Consider the following 16,670-nt stretch of genomic DNA (forward strand, 5'->3'; position numbering starts at 1 on the left):
CGCTCGCCCGGGGCGGTCAAGAGCGCGAGCACGGTCCCCACCGGCACCTTCGTCCCGGGCTCGACCAGCAGGGAGGCGATCGTGCCGTCCTCCCATATCTCGACGTCGATGGCCCCCTTGTCCGTGTCCACCACCGCCACGAGGCCGCCGCGCTGCACGCGGTCGCCGAGCTTGACCTTCCACTCGACCAGCGTGCCCGCCTCCATGTCCGCGCCGAGCGACGGCATCCGGAACTCAGCCATGGATCAGCTCCCGGGCGGCGGCGGCGATGCCCTCGGGCTGCGGCAGCGCCGCCTCCTCGAGGTGGCGGGGGTACGGGATGGGCGTCTCGGCGGAGCAGACGCGCGCCACCGGGGCGTCGAGGTCGTAGAACGCGCCCTCCATGATGCGCGCCGAGATCTCCGCCGAGAGGCTCCCCGACCTCCACCCCTCGTCCACGATCACCGCGCGGCGCGTCTTGCGGACCGAGGCGAGGATCGCCCCGCCGTCGAGCGGCCGCAGCACGCGCAGGTCGATCACCTCCGCGTCGATCCCCTCGCGCCCGAGCGCCTCCGCCGCGGCGAGCGCCTTGGGCAGCGTGCCGCCGTAGGTGAGGATCGAGACGTCGCGCCCCGGGCGGCGGATCGCGGCCCGCGCGATGTCGACCGCCCCCGCGCCCTCGGCCAGGTCCCCCTCGGCCGCGTAGAGCGTGGCGTGCTCGAACAGCAGGACCGGGTCCGGGTCCTGCAGCGCGGACCAGAGCATCCCGCGCGCGTCCTCGAGGGTCGCCGGCGCGAGCACCTTGATGCCCGGGATGTGCGCGTACCAGCCCTCCAGGCTGTGGGAGTGCTGCGCCGCGACCTGCCGCCCGGCCCCGGTGGCCATCCGGATCACGAGCGGGACCGAGACCTGCCCGCCCGACATGTGGCGCAGCAGCGCGGCGTTGTTCACGATCTGGTCGAGGGCGAGGAGGCTGAAGTTCACCGTCATGATCTCGACGATGGGCCGCATCCCCGCCAGCGCCGCCCCGACCCCGGCGCCCACGAAGGTGGACTCGGAGAGCGGCGTGTCGCGGATCCGCTCAGGGCCGAACTCCTCGAGCAGCCCCTTGCTGACCGCGTACGACCCGCCGTACCTGCCCACGTCCTCGCCCATCAGGAAGACGCGCGGGTCCCGCCGGAGCGCCTCGCGGTGGGCCGTGCGCAGCGCCTCGCGGTAGGTGGTCCTCATGGCGCCCCTCCGCTCGCCGGCCCCGCCACGACGTCGCGGAGCAGGTCGTCCACCGGCTCCCACGGCGAGGCCTCCGCGAAGGCGACCGCCTCGTCGATCTCGCGCGCGATCCCGGCCTCGAGCCGCTCGACGTCCTCCGGCCGCAGGACGCCCGCCTCGCGGAGGGCGCGCTGGAGGGCGGGGATGGGGTCCCGCTGCTTCCAGCGCTCCACCTCCTCCCTCGACCGGTACAGCTCGGGATCGTAGGCGGAGTGGGCGCGGAAGCGGTACGTCCTCGCCTCCAGCAGGAACGGCCCCTCGCCCGCCCGGACCTGCTCCGCGGCGCGGCGCGCCGCTCCCTCGACGGCGAGGACGTCCATGCCGTCGACGCTGGCGGCCGCGACAGCGTAGCCGCGCGCCTTGAGCGGGAGATCGAGCTGGGCCTGGTGACGCTCGATGGCCGTGCCCATCGCGTACAGGTTGTTCTCGCACACGAACAGCACCGGCAGGCGCCACAGCGCCGCCAGGTTCAGGGACTCGTGGAACTCGCCCTCCCCGAGCGCGCCGTCGCCGAAGAAGCAGGCCGTCACGCGCCGCTCCCCGCGCAGCCGGTCGGCCAGGGCGACGCCCGCCGCGAGCGGCAGGCCGCAGGCGACGATCGCGTTCCCGCCGTAGAAGCGCGTGGCGGCGTCGAACAGGTGCATCGACCCGCCGCGGCCGCGGCTGCAGCCGGTCGCCTTCCCGTACATCTCGGCCATGACCTTCGTGGCCGGGATGCCCCGCACCAGCGCGTGGCCGTGCTCGCGGTAGGTCGCGACGATCGCGTCCTCCGGGCGGAGCGCCTGGAGCGCGCCCACCGCGACGGCCTCCTCGCCGATGTACAGGTGCAGGAAGCCCCGGATCTTGCCCTGGCCGTACAGCTCCGCGCACCGCTCCTCGAAGCGGCGGATGCGGATCATCTCGCGGAGGAGCGCGAGCCCGTGCTCGCGCGAGGCCGGCTGCGGGCTGCCCTGGTCGGTCATGCTCCGCCCTCCAGCGTGGACGTGTCGCCCTCGGGGAGGCCCAGCTCGCGCGCCTTGAGCAGCCTCCGCATGATCTTCCCGCTGCGGGTCCGCGGCAGCGCCGGCAGGAAGTCCAGCTCCTTCGGCGCGACGGCCCGCCCGAGCCGGCTGCGCCCGAAGCCGATGAGCTCGAGCCGGAGCGCCTCCGACGGCGCGTACCCCGGCTTCAGCGAGACGAACGCCTTCACGAACTCGAGCGCCACCGGATCCGGCTTGCCGATCGCGGCCGCCTCGGCGACGGCGGGGTGCTCGAGCAGCGCGCTCTCGACCTCGAACGGGCCGATGAGGTGCCCGGCGGACTTGATGACGTCGTCCTTCCGGCCGACGAACCAGAAGTAGCCGTCGGCGTCGCGGCGCACCAGGTCGCCGGTGAGGTACCAGCCCTCCGCGAAGCAGGCGCGGTACCGCGCCTCGTCGCCGAGGTAGCCGCGGAACATCGACGGCCAGCCGGGCGCGAGCGCCAGCTCGCCCTCCACCCCCGGCTCGGCCACCTCGACGACGCGGCCGTCGGGCCCGCGGGCGACGACCGCGGCGGTGATGCCCGGCAGCGGGCGCCCCATCGAGCCGGGCCGTACCGCCATCGCCGCGAGGTTGGCGATCATGATCCCGCCGGTCTCGGTCTGCCACCAGTTGTCGTGGACGGGCAGCCCGAGCGCGTCCAGCCCCCACACCACGCCCTCCGGGTTGAGCGGCTCGCCCACGCTCGCGACGAAGCGCAGCCGCGACAGGTCCCGGCCGCGCGCCAGCTCCGCGCCGGCCTTCATGAGCATCCGCACCGCGGTCGGCGCGGTGTACCAGACGCTGACGCGCTCCTCCTCCAGGATGCGGTACCAGCGGTCGGCGTCGAACTCCGCCTCGTCCACGACGCTGGTCACGCCGCAGGCGAGCGGCGCGACGATGCCGTAGGACGTCCCGGTCACCCAGCCCGGATCGGCCGTGCACCAGAACACGTCATCGTCGTGCAGATCGAGCGCGATGCGCCCGGTGGCGTGGTGGGCGACGACCGCCTCGTGCACGTGCATGGCGCCCTTCGGCCTGCCGGTCGTGCCGCTGGTGAAGTGCAGGAGGGCGAGGTCCTCCGGATCGGTCGGCGGGATCTCGAACCGCGGCGCCGCGCCCGCCAGCAGCGGCGCGAGGGCGCGCGCGCCGGGGATCTCCGCCGGCGCCGCGTCGCCCGCGAGGAGCACGTGCTCCAGCGAGGAGAGCGCCCCGCGGATCCCGGCCACCTTGCGCCGGTAGAGCTCCTCGGTGGTGACGAGCACCCTCGCGCCCCCCAGCTCGAGCCGGGCCCGGACCGGCTCGGGGCCGAACGCCGAGAACAGCGGGCAGAAGACGCTGCCGTTCTTGAGCGTGCCCAGCGCCGCCACGTAGAGCTCCGGGACGCGCCCCAGGAGCGCGAAGACGCGGTCGCCCCTTCCCACGCCCAGCGCCCGGAGCGCGTTCGCGAAGCGCGCCGTCTCGGCGGCCAGCTGGCGGTAGGACAGCTCGGTGCGCGCGCCGGCGGCGGCGAGGAAGCGCAGCGCCACGCGATCGCGCAGGCGGCCCCCTGCGTGGCGGTCCACCGCCTCGTGGGCGATGTTGAGCCCGTGCCCGCCGGGCAGCCCGTCGAGCGCGGCCCGCGCCGCGGCCCACGAGAACTCGCTGCGCGCCCGCTCGTACTCGAGCACGTTCGGGACGACCGCCCAGGTGCGGGGCTTCTCGATGACGTCGCGATGCATCGTCCCCCCCCCCGGCGGCCAGACCGGCGCTCAGGTCCGCCGCTCGCGCTCGACGACCCTGCGGATGGTCTGCATGGCGCGCGCCGCGTCCTCGCGCGCCGCGAGGTCCGCGAGGCTGATCACGCCGGCGAGGCGCCCCTCGCGATCGAGCACCAGGATGCGGTGCTTGCGGCGCCCCTCCATCCGCTCCTCGGCGCTCCGCACGTCGTCCTCGGCGCGGCAGGTGAGCAGCTCCCGCGTCATGATCTCCTCGACGTGGGTCCGGCCGGCGCGGCGGTCCTCGGCGCACACCCGCAGTGCGATGTCACGGTCGGTGACGGCGCCCACGGGTCGTCCGTCGTCGGTGCAGACCGGCGCGAAGCCGAGGTTCTCGTCCCGCATCCGGCGGGCGACCGCGTCCACCCGTTCCAGGGGCCGCACGGAGAGCACGTCCCGTGTCATCAGCTCGTCGCACGTCATGGGACACCTCCGCCCGGGGCCCGGCCGAGACCGGCGGCGGCTCCGCCGCGGGACCGAACGCGTCAGCGCGGAGGCGCTCCCCACGGCCATGGACCGCCGGAGATCACGTGCGGGATCGTACGCCCGGTGGGCTTGCGCGGACCGGGCGCTCGTTGGGGGGCTTCGGAGTGGGCAGCGGCGCCGTGGCGCAGGCCCGGCGCCGACCGGCTACCGGATCGACGCCGGTGGCCTGCTTCGCCCACTGGTAGCACTCGTGCTGGGCAAGAGGTTGCGGACGTCACGCCGTCACAGCGTCAGGCCGAGCCCGACGAGGAAGCCGTGCATCGCGCCGCTGATCTCGCCCTTGTCGCCCTGGTAGTCCATGTAGAGGCGGCGGTACCCGAGCCGCGCCGCCACGTGGTCGGTGAGCTGGAACTGCAGGTGCGGCTGCAGCTCGTAGGTCCAGTCCGAGTCGCCGAAGGCGCCGATCGAGAAGGTGGGGTTGAGCCGCAGCCAGCGGGTGATCGGGATCGACGGCGTCAGGATCAGCAGCGGGTCCACCAGGGTCTTGCTGCCGCTGGCGCTTCCCATCCCGTAGAGCGTCAGGTCGTTCTGGAGGTACGAGACGCGCAGGCCGATCATGGCGCCGAGGTTCGAGCCGCCCCACAGGCCGGGGAACTGGTACCCCACGCCGAACGCGGTGAGGAGGGCCTCGGAGTCGAGCTTCCCGGCCGCGGGCGGGTGGTCGAGGTTGCCCGTGCTCAGCTTCATGTAGTCGAGCTGCAGGTACGCGAGCAGGCGCTGGTACTCGAACTGGCCGAACACCGAGCCGCCGAAGTCGGCCGCGTCCATCAGGTCGGAGAAGCCGATGCTCGGCGACACCGTGGTGCCACCGACCGTCACGTCAGCGTCCATGCCGACGATCCACAGGTACGGCGTGATCTCGGCCCGCACCTCCCGCCGGGCCACGGGCTCGGCGAGATCGCGCTCGCCCTCGACCGCGTGCGCCGGCGCCGCCCCGGCGGCCAGCAGCGCCGCCATCGACATCGCGAACCCTCTGGTCATGACCGCCCCCCTCGTCGCCCGGCGCGAGGGCGCGTCGTGCGACGCGCGTGCCCCTCACGAACGCGACGGAACGGAGGCAGTATCGCGCCCGGGATCGGCCGCGGGCGCTTCCCGCGGGGGCGCGCCGATCGACCTGCGGCTTCTGCGTGCGCCGAGGCGGACCGCGTGCCGGCGCGACGCACGGTCCGCCCTCGTCGGCGGCAGGCGGCGGCGAGGGCGCGCTCGGCCGACGAGGTGCGACCCGAAGCCCGTTGGCACCGCCGCGGCGCGCGCGCACGCTGCGGCCCAGGGCCGGCGGGGCCACGGCGCGCCGGCAGGGGACGCCATGACCGCTCTGCGATCGCCGCCCGCGCTCGATCCCGAGAGCGTGCGCCACCCGCGCGAGCGGCTGGTGTTCTGGCTCTCGGTGCTCGTCAACGCGGCCGTGGGCGCCGCGGCGATCTGGCTCGTCTACCGCGCCCCCGGCTGGCTCACCGGCCGGCCCGCCCTCTCGAGGCTCGCGAACGAGCTCCGGGTCGCGGGCGTGGCGACGCTGGCCCTGATCCCGGCGCTGGCCTGGCTGCGCCACGCGCGGTGGGCCGAGTTCCGCGAGGGCTCGCTGCAGCTGGGGCCGGATCAGCTCCCGGCGATCCACGCCATGCTCGAGCGGCTCTGCGCCGCGGTGGGCGCGCCGGTCCCGGAGCTCTTCTCGTCCACCTCGCGGAGCGCGGGGATCGCGACCGCCATGGGCCTGGTCCGCCGGCGGCGGATCATCGTGCTCGGGCCCGACCTGTTCCGCGGCCTGAAGTCGCTCGACGATCGCGCCGACATCATCGAGTTCGTGCTCGCGCACGAGCTCGGCCGGCTCGTGATGGGGCACGCGAGCTGGCGGGAGGAGCTGCTGCTCGCCTACCTGAAGCGCATCCCGCTCCTGCGCGTGCCGCTGCTGAACGTGCAGGAGGCCTCGCGCGACCGCCTGGCCGCGAGGCTCTGCCCGGGCACCGTCCGCGCGATGCTGTTCACCGCCAGCGGCGGCAAGCTGATCTACTCCGCGGACGTGGCGGCGTTCCTGCGCCAGGCGCTGCGCGACGACACGCCGCCGTTCTGGGAGTGGGCGAGCAGCATCACGGGCGACGGCCCGGACGTCGGCCGGCGCCTGCGCCACCTGCACGCGCATGGGTTCGTGGACCTCGACGCCGAGCTCGAGCGGCTGGGCGCCCGCCCCGGGCCCGCGGTCACGCCGGCGGGCCCGGCCGCGGAGCACCGCCCGGCCCGGTGAACGGCGACGGCGGCGCCCGGTCCCCGTGGCAGAAGCGGAGCTTGCGCCCGCTGCCGCAGGGGCACGGCGCATACGGACCGCGGAGCGCGTCCTCGGCGGCGGTCCAGGCCACGATCTCCGCCGGCGCCCGCCCCTGCCGCAGCAGGGCGGCCATGGCGTCCATCGCCGGCCGCGTGTGCTCGAAGAAGCGCCGCAGCCCGGGGCAGAGGTAGTTGTGGCCCGGCTCCCCGTCCGCGGAGCGCGCGAACCGGTCCTTGGGACAGCCGCCGTTGCATGCGGCGAGCACCGGGCAGCGCCGGCACTCGGCGGTCAGCGCGTCGCGCTTGTCCTGCCCGAACCTGCGCTGGCGAGGCGAGGCCACCAGCTCGGCGAGGTGGGTCGCGTGGAGGTTGCCGAGCAGGTACGCGGGCTCGACGAAGTGGTCGCAGGCGTACACGTCGCCGTTCGCCTCCAGGGCCGGGCCGGCGCCGCAGGTCGGGGCGTGCAGGCAGAGCAGGTGCCGCCCGAAGCGGGCCTCGAGCGTCACGTCGAAGAGCTGCACGAACACGCGCCCGACGTCGTGGCGGATCCACTCCTCGAAGACGTCCACCAGGAACCGCCCGTAGCCCTCGGCGCCCACGGAGCGATCCGTGACCCGGTCCCCGGCCTGCGTGTACAGCGGGCGCCGCCGGCCCGCCGACCCGTCCGCGCCCGCCGCCAGCGCCTCGGCCGTGGCGCGCTCGACCACCGGGATGAACTGCACCCAGCGCGCGCCCAGCTCGTCGCGGAAGAAGCGGTACACGATCCTCCCGTGGCCCTGGTTGGCCGCGTTCACGGTGCAGAGCACGTTGCGCTCGACGCCGTGGTGCTCCAGCAGCCGCCAGCCGCGCACCACGCGATCGAACGTGCCGCGGCCCCTCCGATCCACGCGGTAGGCATCGTGCAGCTCGCGCGGGCCGTCCACGCTCAGGCCGACGAGGACGTCGTGCGCCCGGAAGAAGTCGCACCAGGCGTCGTCGAGCAGCGTCCCGTTCGTCTGGAACGTGTACTCGACCGCCTGCCCGGGGCGGCGGTGGCGCTCCACCGCGGCGACCGCGCGCCGGTAGAAGTCGAGCCCGAGCAGCGCGGGCTCCCCGCCCTGCCACGCGACCGTGACCTGCGGCCCGCGGTGCGACTCGAGCAGCTGGCGGACGTACGCGTCCAGCGTCGCGTCGGACATGCGCGCCGGACCGTCCGGATAGAGCGCCTCCTTGGACAGGAAGAAGCAGTACCGGCAGTCCAGGTTGCAGGCGGAGCCGCCCGGCTTCGCGAGCAGGTGGAACCGCGGCGGCAACCCCGCCGGCAGCGCCCCGCCCGAAGGACCGGTCTCGCTGGACATGTGGTGCTCCCCCGGAGGCCGCGATGCTCCCGGCAGCGTAGCGCGGCCCGCACGCGCCCGCGCCGCGACGCAGCGCGCGCCCCCATGAGCACCGCCGCCGGCGCGCTACCGCGCCGAGGCGACGATCCCGTGCCGCGCCGCGCACGCATCGCGCGAGCGTAGAGTCGGCTCGCGAACGTGGCAGGGGGTGGACCATGCCAGGGGGCAAGCCGAACATCCTGATCCTGTGGGGCGACGACATCGGATGGTGGAACCTCAGCTTCAACAACCGCGGCCAGATGGGCTACCGGACGCCGAACATCGACCGCATCGCGAACGAGGGGGTGGCGTTCACCGACTACTACGGCCAGCAGAGCTGCACCGCCGGCCGCGCGGCCTTCATCACCGGGCAGAACCCGATCCGCACCGGCCTCACCAAGGTCGGCACGCCGGGCGCCGACCTGGGCATCCGGCCGGAGGACCCGACCATCGCCGAGCTGCTGAAGCCGCTCGGCTACGCGACCGGGCAGTTCGGCAAGAACCACCTCGGCGACAAGGACGAGTTCCTGCCGACGGTCCACGGCTTCGACGAGTTCTACGGGAACCTCTACCACCTGAACGCCGAGGAGGAGCCCGAGGATCCCGACTACCCGAAGGACCCGGCGTTCCGGGAGCAGTTCGGCCCGCGCGGCGTGCTGCACACCTGGTCCGACGGCAAGGGCGGTCAGCGCATCGAGGACACCGGCCCGCTGACCCGCAGGCGGATGGAGACGATCGACGAGGAGATCACCGACCGCACGCTCGAGTTCATCGAGCGCGCCCACCGCGAGGGGAAGCCGTTCTTCGTCTGGTACAACACCACCGCGATGCACTTCCGGACGCACTGCGCCGAGAAGCACCGCGGCAAGAGCGGCCAGGGCGAGTACAACGACGTCATGGTCGCCCACGACGAGAACGTCGGGCGCGTCCTGCGGAAGCTCGACGACCTCGGCATCGCGGCCGACACCATCGTCCAGTACTCGACCGACAACGGGCCGCACTACAACAGCTGGCCGGACGCGGGCATCACGCCGTTCCGCTCGGAGAAGAACACCAACTGGGAGGGCGGCTGGCGGGTGCCGTGCTTCGTGCGCTGGCCGGGCCACTTCCCGGCGGGGACGATCCTGAACGGCATCGCCTGCCACCAGGACTGGACGCCCACGCTGCTCGCGGCCGCCGGCGACCCGGCGGTGAAGTCGAAGCTCCTCGAGGGCTACCCGATCGGCGACCGGACGTTCCGCGTCCACCTCGACGGCCACGACCTCCTCCCCTACCTCACCGGCGCGGTGAAGGAGAGCCCGCGCGACGCGTTCTTCTACGTCAGCGACGACGGCGACCTCCTCGCCATCCGCTTCGGGGACTGGAAGCTGAGCTACGCCGAGCAGCGGACCAAGCGGATGCAGTGCTGGAGCGATCCCTTCGTGCCGCTGCGGATGCCGAAGCTCTACAACCTCCGCCGCGATCCGTTCGAGCGCGCCGACGAGGAGTCCAACACCTACTGGGACTGGTTCATCAGCAAGCTCTTCCGGCTCTACGAGTCGCAGGTGGTCGTCGCGAGGGAGCTCGCCGACTTCACCCGCTACCCGCCGCGCCAGAAGCCGACCCGGTACGACCTGAAGGCGGTGCTGCAGCAGCTGCAGGAGGCGACGGGCAGCAGGAACCACTGACCGGCGGCCGGGCGCCGCGCCGCGCCGCGGGAGGATCCCATGGACGACCTGCTCACCACCTGGTGGCGCGAGCTCGCCGAGCGGCCCGACGGCCCGCTCGCGTTCCGGTACTACCTGCAGCCCGCGATGGCGCTCCTCCTCGCCGCCCGCGACGGCGTGCGCGACGCGCGCGAGGGGCGGCCGGCGTACTTCTGGTCGCTGTTCACGGGTCCCGCGCACCGGGGCGAGGCGATCCGCTCCGGCTGGAGGTCGATCGTCCGCGTGGTCCTGCTGGCGCTGGTGCTCGACCTCGCGTACCAGGTGCTGGTGCTGAGGGGCCTGCGGCCGCTGCAGCTCGTGGTCGTCGCGATCGTGCTCGCGATCCTGCCGTACGTGCTGCTGCGCGGGCTGGCCGGCCGGATCGCGCGGGTGGCGCACCGGCCCGGCCACCCGCCGCACCCGGCCGCCTGAGCCCCTCGCGCGTCGTGAAGGTTTCCTGAACGGCCCATGCGCGTTCCGCGCGTTTCGGGCCGCCGCGCGCGCGCGTAGGTTCCTCCCCGCCGCCCGGCTCCCGGTGGAGCCGCGGCGAGCCCCGGAGGAAGACCCATGTTCCACGCCAAGGCCTACGCCGCCACCAGCCCCACGTCGCCGCTCGCCGCCACCACCATCCCGCGCCGCGACCCCACCCCGCGCGACGTCCAGATCGAGATCCTCTATTGTGGCATCTGCCACTCGGACCTGCACACCGTCCGCAACGAGTGGAGCAGCCTCGCGTCCACCGTCTACCCGTGCGTCCCCGGCCACGAGATCGTCGGCCGCGTCACGCGGGTCGGCGCCGAGGTCACGCGCTTCGCGGCCGGCGACCTCGTCGGCGTCGGGTGCATGGTGGACTCGGACCGGACCTGCCCCGAGTGCCGGGCCGGCCTCGAGCAGTTCTGCCCCGGCCAGACGCTCACCTACGGCGCGCCGGACCGGCACCTCGGCGGCGTGACCTACGGCGGCTACTCGGGGAGCGTCGTGGTGGACGAGCACTTCGTGCTGCGCGTGCCCGAGCGCCTCGACCTCGCCGCGGCCGCCCCGCTCCTGTGCGCCGGCATCACCACCTGGTCGCCGCTCCGCCACTGGGGCGTCGGGCCCGGCAAGAAGGTGGGCGTGGTCGGGCTCGGCGGGCTCGGCCACATGGGCGTGAAGTTCGCGCGCGCGCTCGGCGCGCACGTGGTGGTGTTCACGACCTCGCCGGGCAAGCGCGAGGACGCGCTCCGCCTCGGCGCGCACGAGGTGGTGCTCTCGCGCGACGCGAACGCGCTGCGCAGGCACGCCGGCAGCTTCGACTTCATCCTCGACGCGGTCGCCGCGGACCACGACCTCAACGCGTACGTGAACCTGCTCCGCCGCGACGGCAACCTGACGCTCGTCGGCGCGCCGGAGAAGCCGCTCCCGGTGGCGGCGTTCGGCCTGCTCCTCGGCCGCCGCAGCATCTCCGGGTCGCCCATCGGCGGAATCGCCGAGACGCAGGAGATGCTCGACTTCTGCGGCGAGCACGGCATCACCGCCGACGTGGAGGTGATCCCGATGCAGAAGGTGAACGAGGCCTACGAGCGGATGCTCCGGTCGGACGTGAAGTACCGCTTCTCGATCGACATGGCCTCGCTCCAGGCGGGGTGAGCCGGCGCCGGCTCCCGCGCGGCGGTAGGATCGAGCCGCCGGGGGCCGGGCCCGCGGCGAGACGGAGGTCACGACGATGTCCCCGAAGCGCGCCAGGCCGTCCGGCCGGTCCGGAAGGCCGTACGTCATCTGCCACATGGGCCCGTCGGTGGACGGGCGCATCGTCACCGACCGCTGGCCGGGGTCCGCGCGGCTGAGCGCGGAGTACGAGCGGATCCACCGGGCGCTCGCGGCCGACGCGTGGATCATCGGCCGCGTCTCGATGGAGCCGTACGCCGGCCGGGCGCCGCTGCCGCCGGGCGGGCGCCGGGTGCGGATCCCCCGCACCGACTTCGTCGCCCGGGCGGACGCGCCCTCGTACGCCATCGCCCTCGACCCCTCCGGCAAGCTGCGCTGGGAGTCGAGCGCCATCGACGAGGAGCACGCCGTCACCGTCCTCACCGAGCGCGTCCCGGATCGCCACCTCGCGTTCCTGCGCGACCGCGGCGTGTCGTACCTGTTCGGCGGCCGGGACCGGATCGACCTGCCGGCGGTCCTCCGCAAGCTCCGCGCGCGCCTCGGCATCCGCCGGCTGCTCCTCGAGGGCGGCGGCAAGATCAACGGCTCGTTCCTCGCCGCGGGCGTGATCGACGAGCTCAGCCTGGTCGTCGCGCCGGTGGCCGACGGGAGCGTCGGCACGCCCGCCCTGTTCGACGCCGGCGCGTCCGGGCCCAGGTCGCGCCTGCGGCTGCTCTCGGCGGAGCGCCGCCCGGGCGACCTGCTGTGGGTCCGGTACCGCGTCGTGAACGCGGCCGCGCGCGCCCGCCGCCGGTCCTGACGGGCGCCCGGCGCGGTCAGCTCACCGTCTCGGCGCTGTAGCGCGCCAGGAGCCCGGTGCGGACCGCGTGGCGGTAGACGCGGACGAACGCCCACGCCGCGAGCACGATGGCCGCGGCCGCCAGGAGCGCCCCCACGCCGAGCGCCCCCCACGACACCGGGCGGCCGGCCGTGAGCGCGCGGAGCTGCTCGAACACGTACGACGGCGCGAGCAGCCACGAGACCGCCTGCATCCAGCGCGGCAGCGTGGCGATCGGGTAGAACACGCCCACGAACGGCGAGAGCACCGCCGGGATGGGCCAGATCAGCCACTCGGCCGCCGGGCCGAGCCGGAGCACGATCGCGCAGCCCAGGATGCCGAGGGCGATGCCGAACAGGAACAGGATCAGCAGCGCCGGCAGGATGGCGAGCCCGTAGGCCGCGAACGACAGCCCGAACGCCGCCGTGGCGAGGCCGAGCATGACGGCGAGCCCGAGCGTGCTCGTGAGGACGGCCGACACCACCAGACCGGAGACGTACTCGCCGGTGGTCATGGGCGTCGCGAACACGTTCAGGAAGTTCCGCGACCACACGTCCTCGAAGAACGCCATGGTCACGCCGTGCATCACCCGCGAGAAGAAGTCCCAGAGCAGGACGGCGCCGAGGAGCAGCGGGACGAAGTCGAGCCCGGACGCGGCGACCAGGTTCAGGTAGCGGGAGATGAAGCCCCAGAGCACGACGTCGATCGCCACCCAGGCGAAGAGCGGCAGGATGCGCGCCGGGCTGCCGCGCAGCAGGTACGCCTGCCGCAGCACCACCGCCGACACCCGCCGGACGCGCGGCCCGATCACGGCTGCTCCAGCGCGAGCGGCTCGCGCGCGACGGTGATGAACAGGTCCTCGAGCGACGCGCGCCCGTGCTCGCCCGGCAGCCTGCGCGGATCGCCCTCCAGCAGGATCCGGCCGTGGGACAGGAACAGCACCCGGTCGCAGACCTCCTCGACCTCGCGCATGTTGTGCGAGGTCCACAGCACGCCCTGCCCCTCGCGCGCCGCCACCCCGCGGATGCGGGCGCGCAGCTCGCGCGCGACGGCCGGGTCGAGCGAGGCGGTCGGCTCGTCGAGCAGGAGGAGCCGCGGCGCGTTCAGCATCGCCTTCGCGAGCGTGACCCGCGACTGCTCGCCCGACGAGAGCACGCCGGTCTTCGTGTCGCGGAACGCGACGAGGTCCAGCGCCGCGAGCAGCGCCTCGACGCGGGCGCGGACGTCGCGGACGCCGTAGAGGAGGCCGAACACGGTGAGGTTCTGGGAGACGGTCAGGTTCCCGGGGAGCGGCGCGTACACCGCCGCGAAGTTCGTGCGCTCGAGCGCCTCGGAGCGGCGGCGCGCCAGGTCGATGCCGTCGATGCGGATGCCGCCCGCGGTCGGCGCGAGCACGCCGAGGATCATGCTGATGGTGGTCGTCTTGCCCGCGCCGTTCGGGCCGAGCAGGCCGACGATCTCGCCGGGCGCGACGTGGAAGGAGATCCCGTCCACGGCCGGCGCCGCGCCGTACGTCTTGCACAGCCGCTCCACGAGCAGGATGGGGCCGCGAGCCGTCACGAGGCCTCCGGCGCGTCGTCGCGCGCCAGCCGCCGCAGGCTCAGCTCCTCGAGGTCGAGCTCCTCCTCGACGCGCTGGAACGCCGCGTCGCCGATGGTCCCCTCCGCCCGCAGGGAGAGGAGCCGCCCGCGCTCCGCCTCGACCGCCCGGCGCGCCACGGCCGCCCCGCCGGTGCGCGCGTCGCCGTCGCCGCCGGCCGGCGGCCCCTGCGAGGCGCCGCCGCCGCGCAGCTCCGCCTCGGCGCCCCGGAGCATCACCTCGTACCGCCGGCGCAGCACGTCCGAGAGCGGATCGGCGGCCGCCCCGCCGGTCGCCGACAGGCCGGCGCGCAGCGTCTCGACCCGCGCGACCCGGACCTCCCGGTCTACCGAGCCGTCTCCCTCGAGGCGGAGCACGCGCATGAGCGGGCGGAGCGTCATCCCCTGGAGGACGAGCGTCCCGAGCACCACCGCGAACGCGGTGAACACGACGAGGTCGCGGTGCGGGAACGCCGGCGCGCCCCGGGCGCCGGTGGGCAGCGCGAGCGCGGCGGCGAGGGTCACGATCCCGCGCATGCCGCACCAGCCGACCACCGCGGCGCCGCGCGGCGAGAGCCCGACCGCGTCCGGCCGCGCCTTCGAGCCGTCCTCGGTGGGCCGGCAGCGCAGCCGGCTCACCGCCGCCGTGGCGGACACCCAGGCGATGCGCGCGAGGACGGCGGCGAGGCACACCGCCCCCGCCACGCCGGCGTACCGGAGGAGCGTGGGCGCGTCGATCCGGCCGAGGATGGCCTTCAGCTGGAAGCCGACCAGGATGAACGCGAGCACGTTCAGCACGAAGACGGCGAACCCCCAGACGGCATACGACGGGATGCGGACGCGCGCGGCCATCTGGCCCGCGGCCCGCTGGGCGCTCGCCATGGCGAACACGACGACGGTGAGGATGCCCGAGAGGTGGAGCCGCTCGGCGAGGATCCAGACCGCGAACGTCCCGCAGAACTGGACGACCACGGCGATGGGGACGTCCTCGATCCGCGCGATGAGCGGTGGGATCACGCGGGAGAGCACGTACCCGAGCGCCACGCTCCCGGCGGTGGTGACGAGCAGCAGCGGGAGGATCCGCGCCGGCGTGAGCGCGCCGGCGACGGCGGCGCCCACGGCCAGCCGGTAGACGAGGAGCGCGCTGGCGTCGTTGAAGAGGCTCTCGCCCTCGAGGATGACCATGAGGCGGTGCGGTGGGCGGAGCTGGCCGAGCACCGCGGTCGCGGCCGCCGCGTCCGGGGGCGCCACGATCGCCCCGAGCGCCACCGCCACCGCCCACGGCATGCCCGGCACGAGCGCGCGGGCGACGACGGCGACGACCACGACCGTCAGGGCGACCGCGCCCACGGCGAGCCCGGCCACGGTGCGCCAGCTCGCGCGGAGGTCGCGCTGGGAAGCGTCGTAGGCCGCGTCGAGGAGCACCGGCGCGACGAAGAGCGTGAGCGCGAGGTCCGGCTCGAGGACCAGCGTCGGCGTGCCGGGCACGAGCGCGATCGCCGCGCCCGCGAGCGCCACCAGCGCCGGGTACGGGGTCCCGATCCGGCGCGAGAGCGCCGTGAGGGCCGCGCCGGCGAGGAGCAGCCCGATGATGATCTCGAAGACGAGCATGCGAGCCGGACGCCCCGCTCCCGGCGACCCCGCCGCGGGCACGTCCCGCCCACCATTCTGTCGCGAGTCGCCCGCGGCGTGCCGTGAAGATTTCCCGAACGCCCCATGCGCGTTCCGCCCGCGACTCCCTCCCCGGCGGCCGCCCGGGGGAGCGTAGGATCGGGCCGGCCCCACGCCATCCGGCAAGGGAGAGGAAGCTCACCATGGCCTTCACGCCGCTCAACGCGCTCAACTCGTTCATCGCGGTCGCGCGGCGCCGGAGCTTCGCCGCGGCCGCCCGGGACCTCGGCGTCTCCACCTCCGCGCTGAGCCAGTCGGTGCGGCAGCTCGAGGCGCGCCTCGGCGTCACGCTCCTCACGCGGACGTCGCGCACCGTGGCGCTCACCGACGCGGGCCAGCGCCTGCTCGAGAACGCGGGCGCGGCGGTGGATCAGGCCGTGGAGTCGCTGAAGACCGTGTCCGTCCGGCCCGGCGAGGTCACCGGCCGCGTGCGGCTCACCGTGCCCAGCACCGCCGTGACGCCCGTCCTCGCCCGCCTGCTGCCCCGATTCATCGAGCGGCATCCGCGCGTCGAGGTGGAGGTGCAGGTGGAGAACCGCTTCGTGAACATCGTCGCCGAGGGGCTCGACGCCGGGATCCGCCTCACCGAGGCGATCGAGCGCGACATGGTCCAGGTGCGCCTGACCGAGCCCGGCCGCTTCGTCGTGGCGAGCGCGCCCTCGTACCTCGCCCGGCGCGGGACGCCGGAGCGGCCGCAGGACCTGCTCCAGCACGACTGCCTGTGCATCCGCTCGAGCACGCACGGCGGGCTCTACGCCTGGGAGCTCGAGCGCGGGACGAAGTCCTGGCGCGTTCCCGTCCGGGGGACCGTGACCACGAACGACCCGGAGCTGATGCGGGCCCTGGCCGTGGCCGGGGTCGGCCTCCTCTACATGTTCGAGGCGGAGCTCGCGGACGACCTGCGCAGCGGGCGCCTCCGCCTCGTCCTCGAGCCGTACGCCGCGGCGGTGCCCGGCTTCTTCCTCTACTTCCCCAGCCGCGCGCAGGTGTCCCCGGCGCTCAGGGCGTTCGTGGACGTCGCGCGGGAGCTGGCCGGGCCGGCGAGGGCCCGCCCGCGCTGACCGGGCGCGGCGGCCTCGCGCGACCCGGCGGCCCTCCGCCGGACAGGGGGGCTCGCCTGAGCCGGTCGGCGCGGCGGGGGGCCCGCTAGCATCCGATCTCGCGTCACCTGCG

The 16,670-nt window shown here is 74.6% G+C and carries 16 protein-coding genes; 6 read left to right on the forward strand and 10 right to left on the reverse strand.

All coding sequences use genetic code 11. The annotated features are described in order from the left end of the window. The 6 genes from PSR1_RS01205 to PSR1_RS01230 form a co-directional block, all read right to left on the reverse strand. On the reverse strand, positions 1 to 242 hold a 242-nt coding region (locus PSR1_RS01205; protein ID WP_304510925.1), incomplete at its 3' end, for a biotin/lipoyl-containing protein. Continuing rightward, a complete protein-coding gene (locus tag PSR1_RS01210; RefSeq protein WP_059435824.1) occupies positions 235 to 1,209 on the reverse strand; it encodes an alpha-ketoacid dehydrogenase subunit beta in 975 nt (324 codons plus the stop codon). The genes PSR1_RS01210 and PSR1_RS01205, both read right to left, overlap by 8 nt. Further along, positions 1,206 to 2,210: a pyruvate dehydrogenase (acetyl-transferring) E1 component subunit alpha gene (pdhA, locus tag PSR1_RS01215; RefSeq protein ID WP_059435825.1), complete on the reverse strand. Its 1,005-nt coding sequence runs from the start codon at positions 2,208 to 2,210 to the stop codon at positions 1,206 to 1,208. Before pdhA ends, PSR1_RS01210 begins: the two co-directional genes overlap by 4 nt. After that, positions 2,207 to 3,967: an acetate--CoA ligase gene (gene acsA, locus PSR1_RS01220; RefSeq protein ID WP_059435826.1), complete on the reverse strand. Its 1,761-nt coding sequence runs from the start codon at positions 3,965 to 3,967 to the stop codon at positions 2,207 to 2,209. Before acsA ends, pdhA begins: the two co-directional genes overlap by 4 nt. A gap of 30 nt (positions 3,968 to 3,997) precedes the next feature. Then, on the reverse strand, positions 3,998 to 4,426 hold the full coding sequence (locus PSR1_RS01225; RefSeq protein ID WP_059435827.1) for a CBS domain-containing protein: 429 nt from the start codon (positions 4,424 to 4,426) through the stop codon (positions 3,998 to 4,000). A gap of 285 nt (positions 4,427 to 4,711) precedes the next feature. Continuing rightward, positions 4,712 to 5,470, reverse strand: a complete 759-nt coding sequence (locus PSR1_RS01230; protein WP_152643261.1) for a hypothetical protein — start codon at positions 5,468 to 5,470, stop codon at positions 4,712 to 4,714. Between the two features lie 325 nt (positions 5,471 to 5,795). Between PSR1_RS01230 and PSR1_RS01235 the strand changes: the two genes are divergently transcribed. After that, the gene (locus PSR1_RS01235; protein WP_059435829.1) at positions 5,796 to 6,728 is read left to right on the forward strand and encodes a M48 family metalloprotease; all 933 of its coding nucleotides are present in this window, start codon (positions 5,796 to 5,798) and stop codon (positions 6,726 to 6,728) included. Here the strand turns inward: PSR1_RS01235 and PSR1_RS01240 are convergent. Continuing rightward, the gene (locus PSR1_RS01240; protein WP_059435830.1) at positions 6,685 to 8,085 is read right to left on the reverse strand and encodes an anaerobic sulfatase maturase; all 1,401 of its coding nucleotides are present in this window, start codon (positions 8,083 to 8,085) and stop codon (positions 6,685 to 6,687) included. The genes PSR1_RS01235 and PSR1_RS01240 overlap by 44 nt on opposite strands. A gap of 194 nt (positions 8,086 to 8,279) precedes the next feature. Between PSR1_RS01240 and PSR1_RS01245 the strand changes: the two genes are divergently transcribed. From PSR1_RS01245 to PSR1_RS01260, 4 genes are all read left to right on the forward strand, one after another. Further along, positions 8,280 to 9,770 carry an arylsulfatase gene (locus PSR1_RS01245; RefSeq protein WP_059435831.1) on the forward strand — a complete coding sequence of 497 codons (1,491 nt, stop codon included), beginning with the start codon at positions 8,280 to 8,282 and terminating at the stop codon, positions 9,768 to 9,770. A gap of 39 nt (positions 9,771 to 9,809) precedes the next feature. After that, positions 9,810 to 10,220 (forward strand): hypothetical protein, encoded by a 411-nt coding sequence (locus tag PSR1_RS01250; RefSeq protein ID WP_059435832.1) that lies wholly within the window; start codon positions 9,810 to 9,812, stop codon positions 10,218 to 10,220. A 135-nt stretch (positions 10,221 to 10,355) separates the two neighbouring features. Further along, entirely contained in the window at positions 10,356 to 11,414 is a 1,059-nt protein-coding gene (locus PSR1_RS01255) for an NAD(P)-dependent alcohol dehydrogenase (protein ID WP_059435833.1), read from the forward strand. Between the two features lie 76 nt (positions 11,415 to 11,490). Then, on the forward strand, positions 11,491 to 12,231 hold the full coding sequence (locus PSR1_RS01260) for a RibD family protein (RefSeq protein ID WP_059435834.1): 741 nt from the start codon (positions 11,491 to 11,493) through the stop codon (positions 12,229 to 12,231). Positions 12,232 to 12,247: 16 nt separating this feature from the next. On the opposite strand, the gene PSR1_RS01265 is transcribed toward PSR1_RS01260, so the two are convergent. The 3 genes from PSR1_RS01265 to PSR1_RS01275 are packed head-to-tail and all read right to left on the reverse strand — an operon-like array spanning position 12,248 to position 15,437. After that, the gene (locus PSR1_RS01265; protein WP_059435835.1) at positions 12,248 to 13,060 is read right to left on the reverse strand and encodes an ABC transporter permease; all 813 of its coding nucleotides are present in this window, start codon (positions 13,058 to 13,060) and stop codon (positions 12,248 to 12,250) included. Beyond that, on the reverse strand, positions 13,057 to 13,809 hold the full coding sequence (locus PSR1_RS01270; protein ID WP_059435836.1) for an ABC transporter ATP-binding protein: 753 nt from the start codon (positions 13,807 to 13,809) through the stop codon (positions 13,057 to 13,059). Before PSR1_RS01270 ends, PSR1_RS01265 begins: the two co-directional genes overlap by 4 nt. Next, positions 13,806 to 15,437, reverse strand: a complete 1,632-nt coding sequence (locus PSR1_RS01275; RefSeq protein WP_059435837.1) for a sodium:proton antiporter — start codon at positions 15,435 to 15,437, stop codon at positions 13,806 to 13,808. The genes PSR1_RS01270 and PSR1_RS01275 overlap by 4 nt, the downstream gene beginning before the upstream one ends. A 203-nt stretch (positions 15,438 to 15,640) precedes the next feature. Between PSR1_RS01275 and PSR1_RS01280 the strand changes: the two genes are divergently transcribed. Beyond that, positions 15,641 to 16,558 (forward strand): LysR family transcriptional regulator, encoded by a 918-nt coding sequence (locus tag PSR1_RS01280; protein ID WP_059435838.1) that lies wholly within the window; start codon positions 15,641 to 15,643, stop codon positions 16,556 to 16,558. Positions 16,559 to 16,670: the final 112 nt, after the last annotated feature.

The sequence above is a fragment of the Anaeromyxobacter sp. PSR-1 genome (assembly GCF_000964525.1).
Taxonomy (GTDB): Bacteria; Myxococcota; Myxococcia; order Myxococcales; family Anaeromyxobacteraceae; genus Anaeromyxobacter.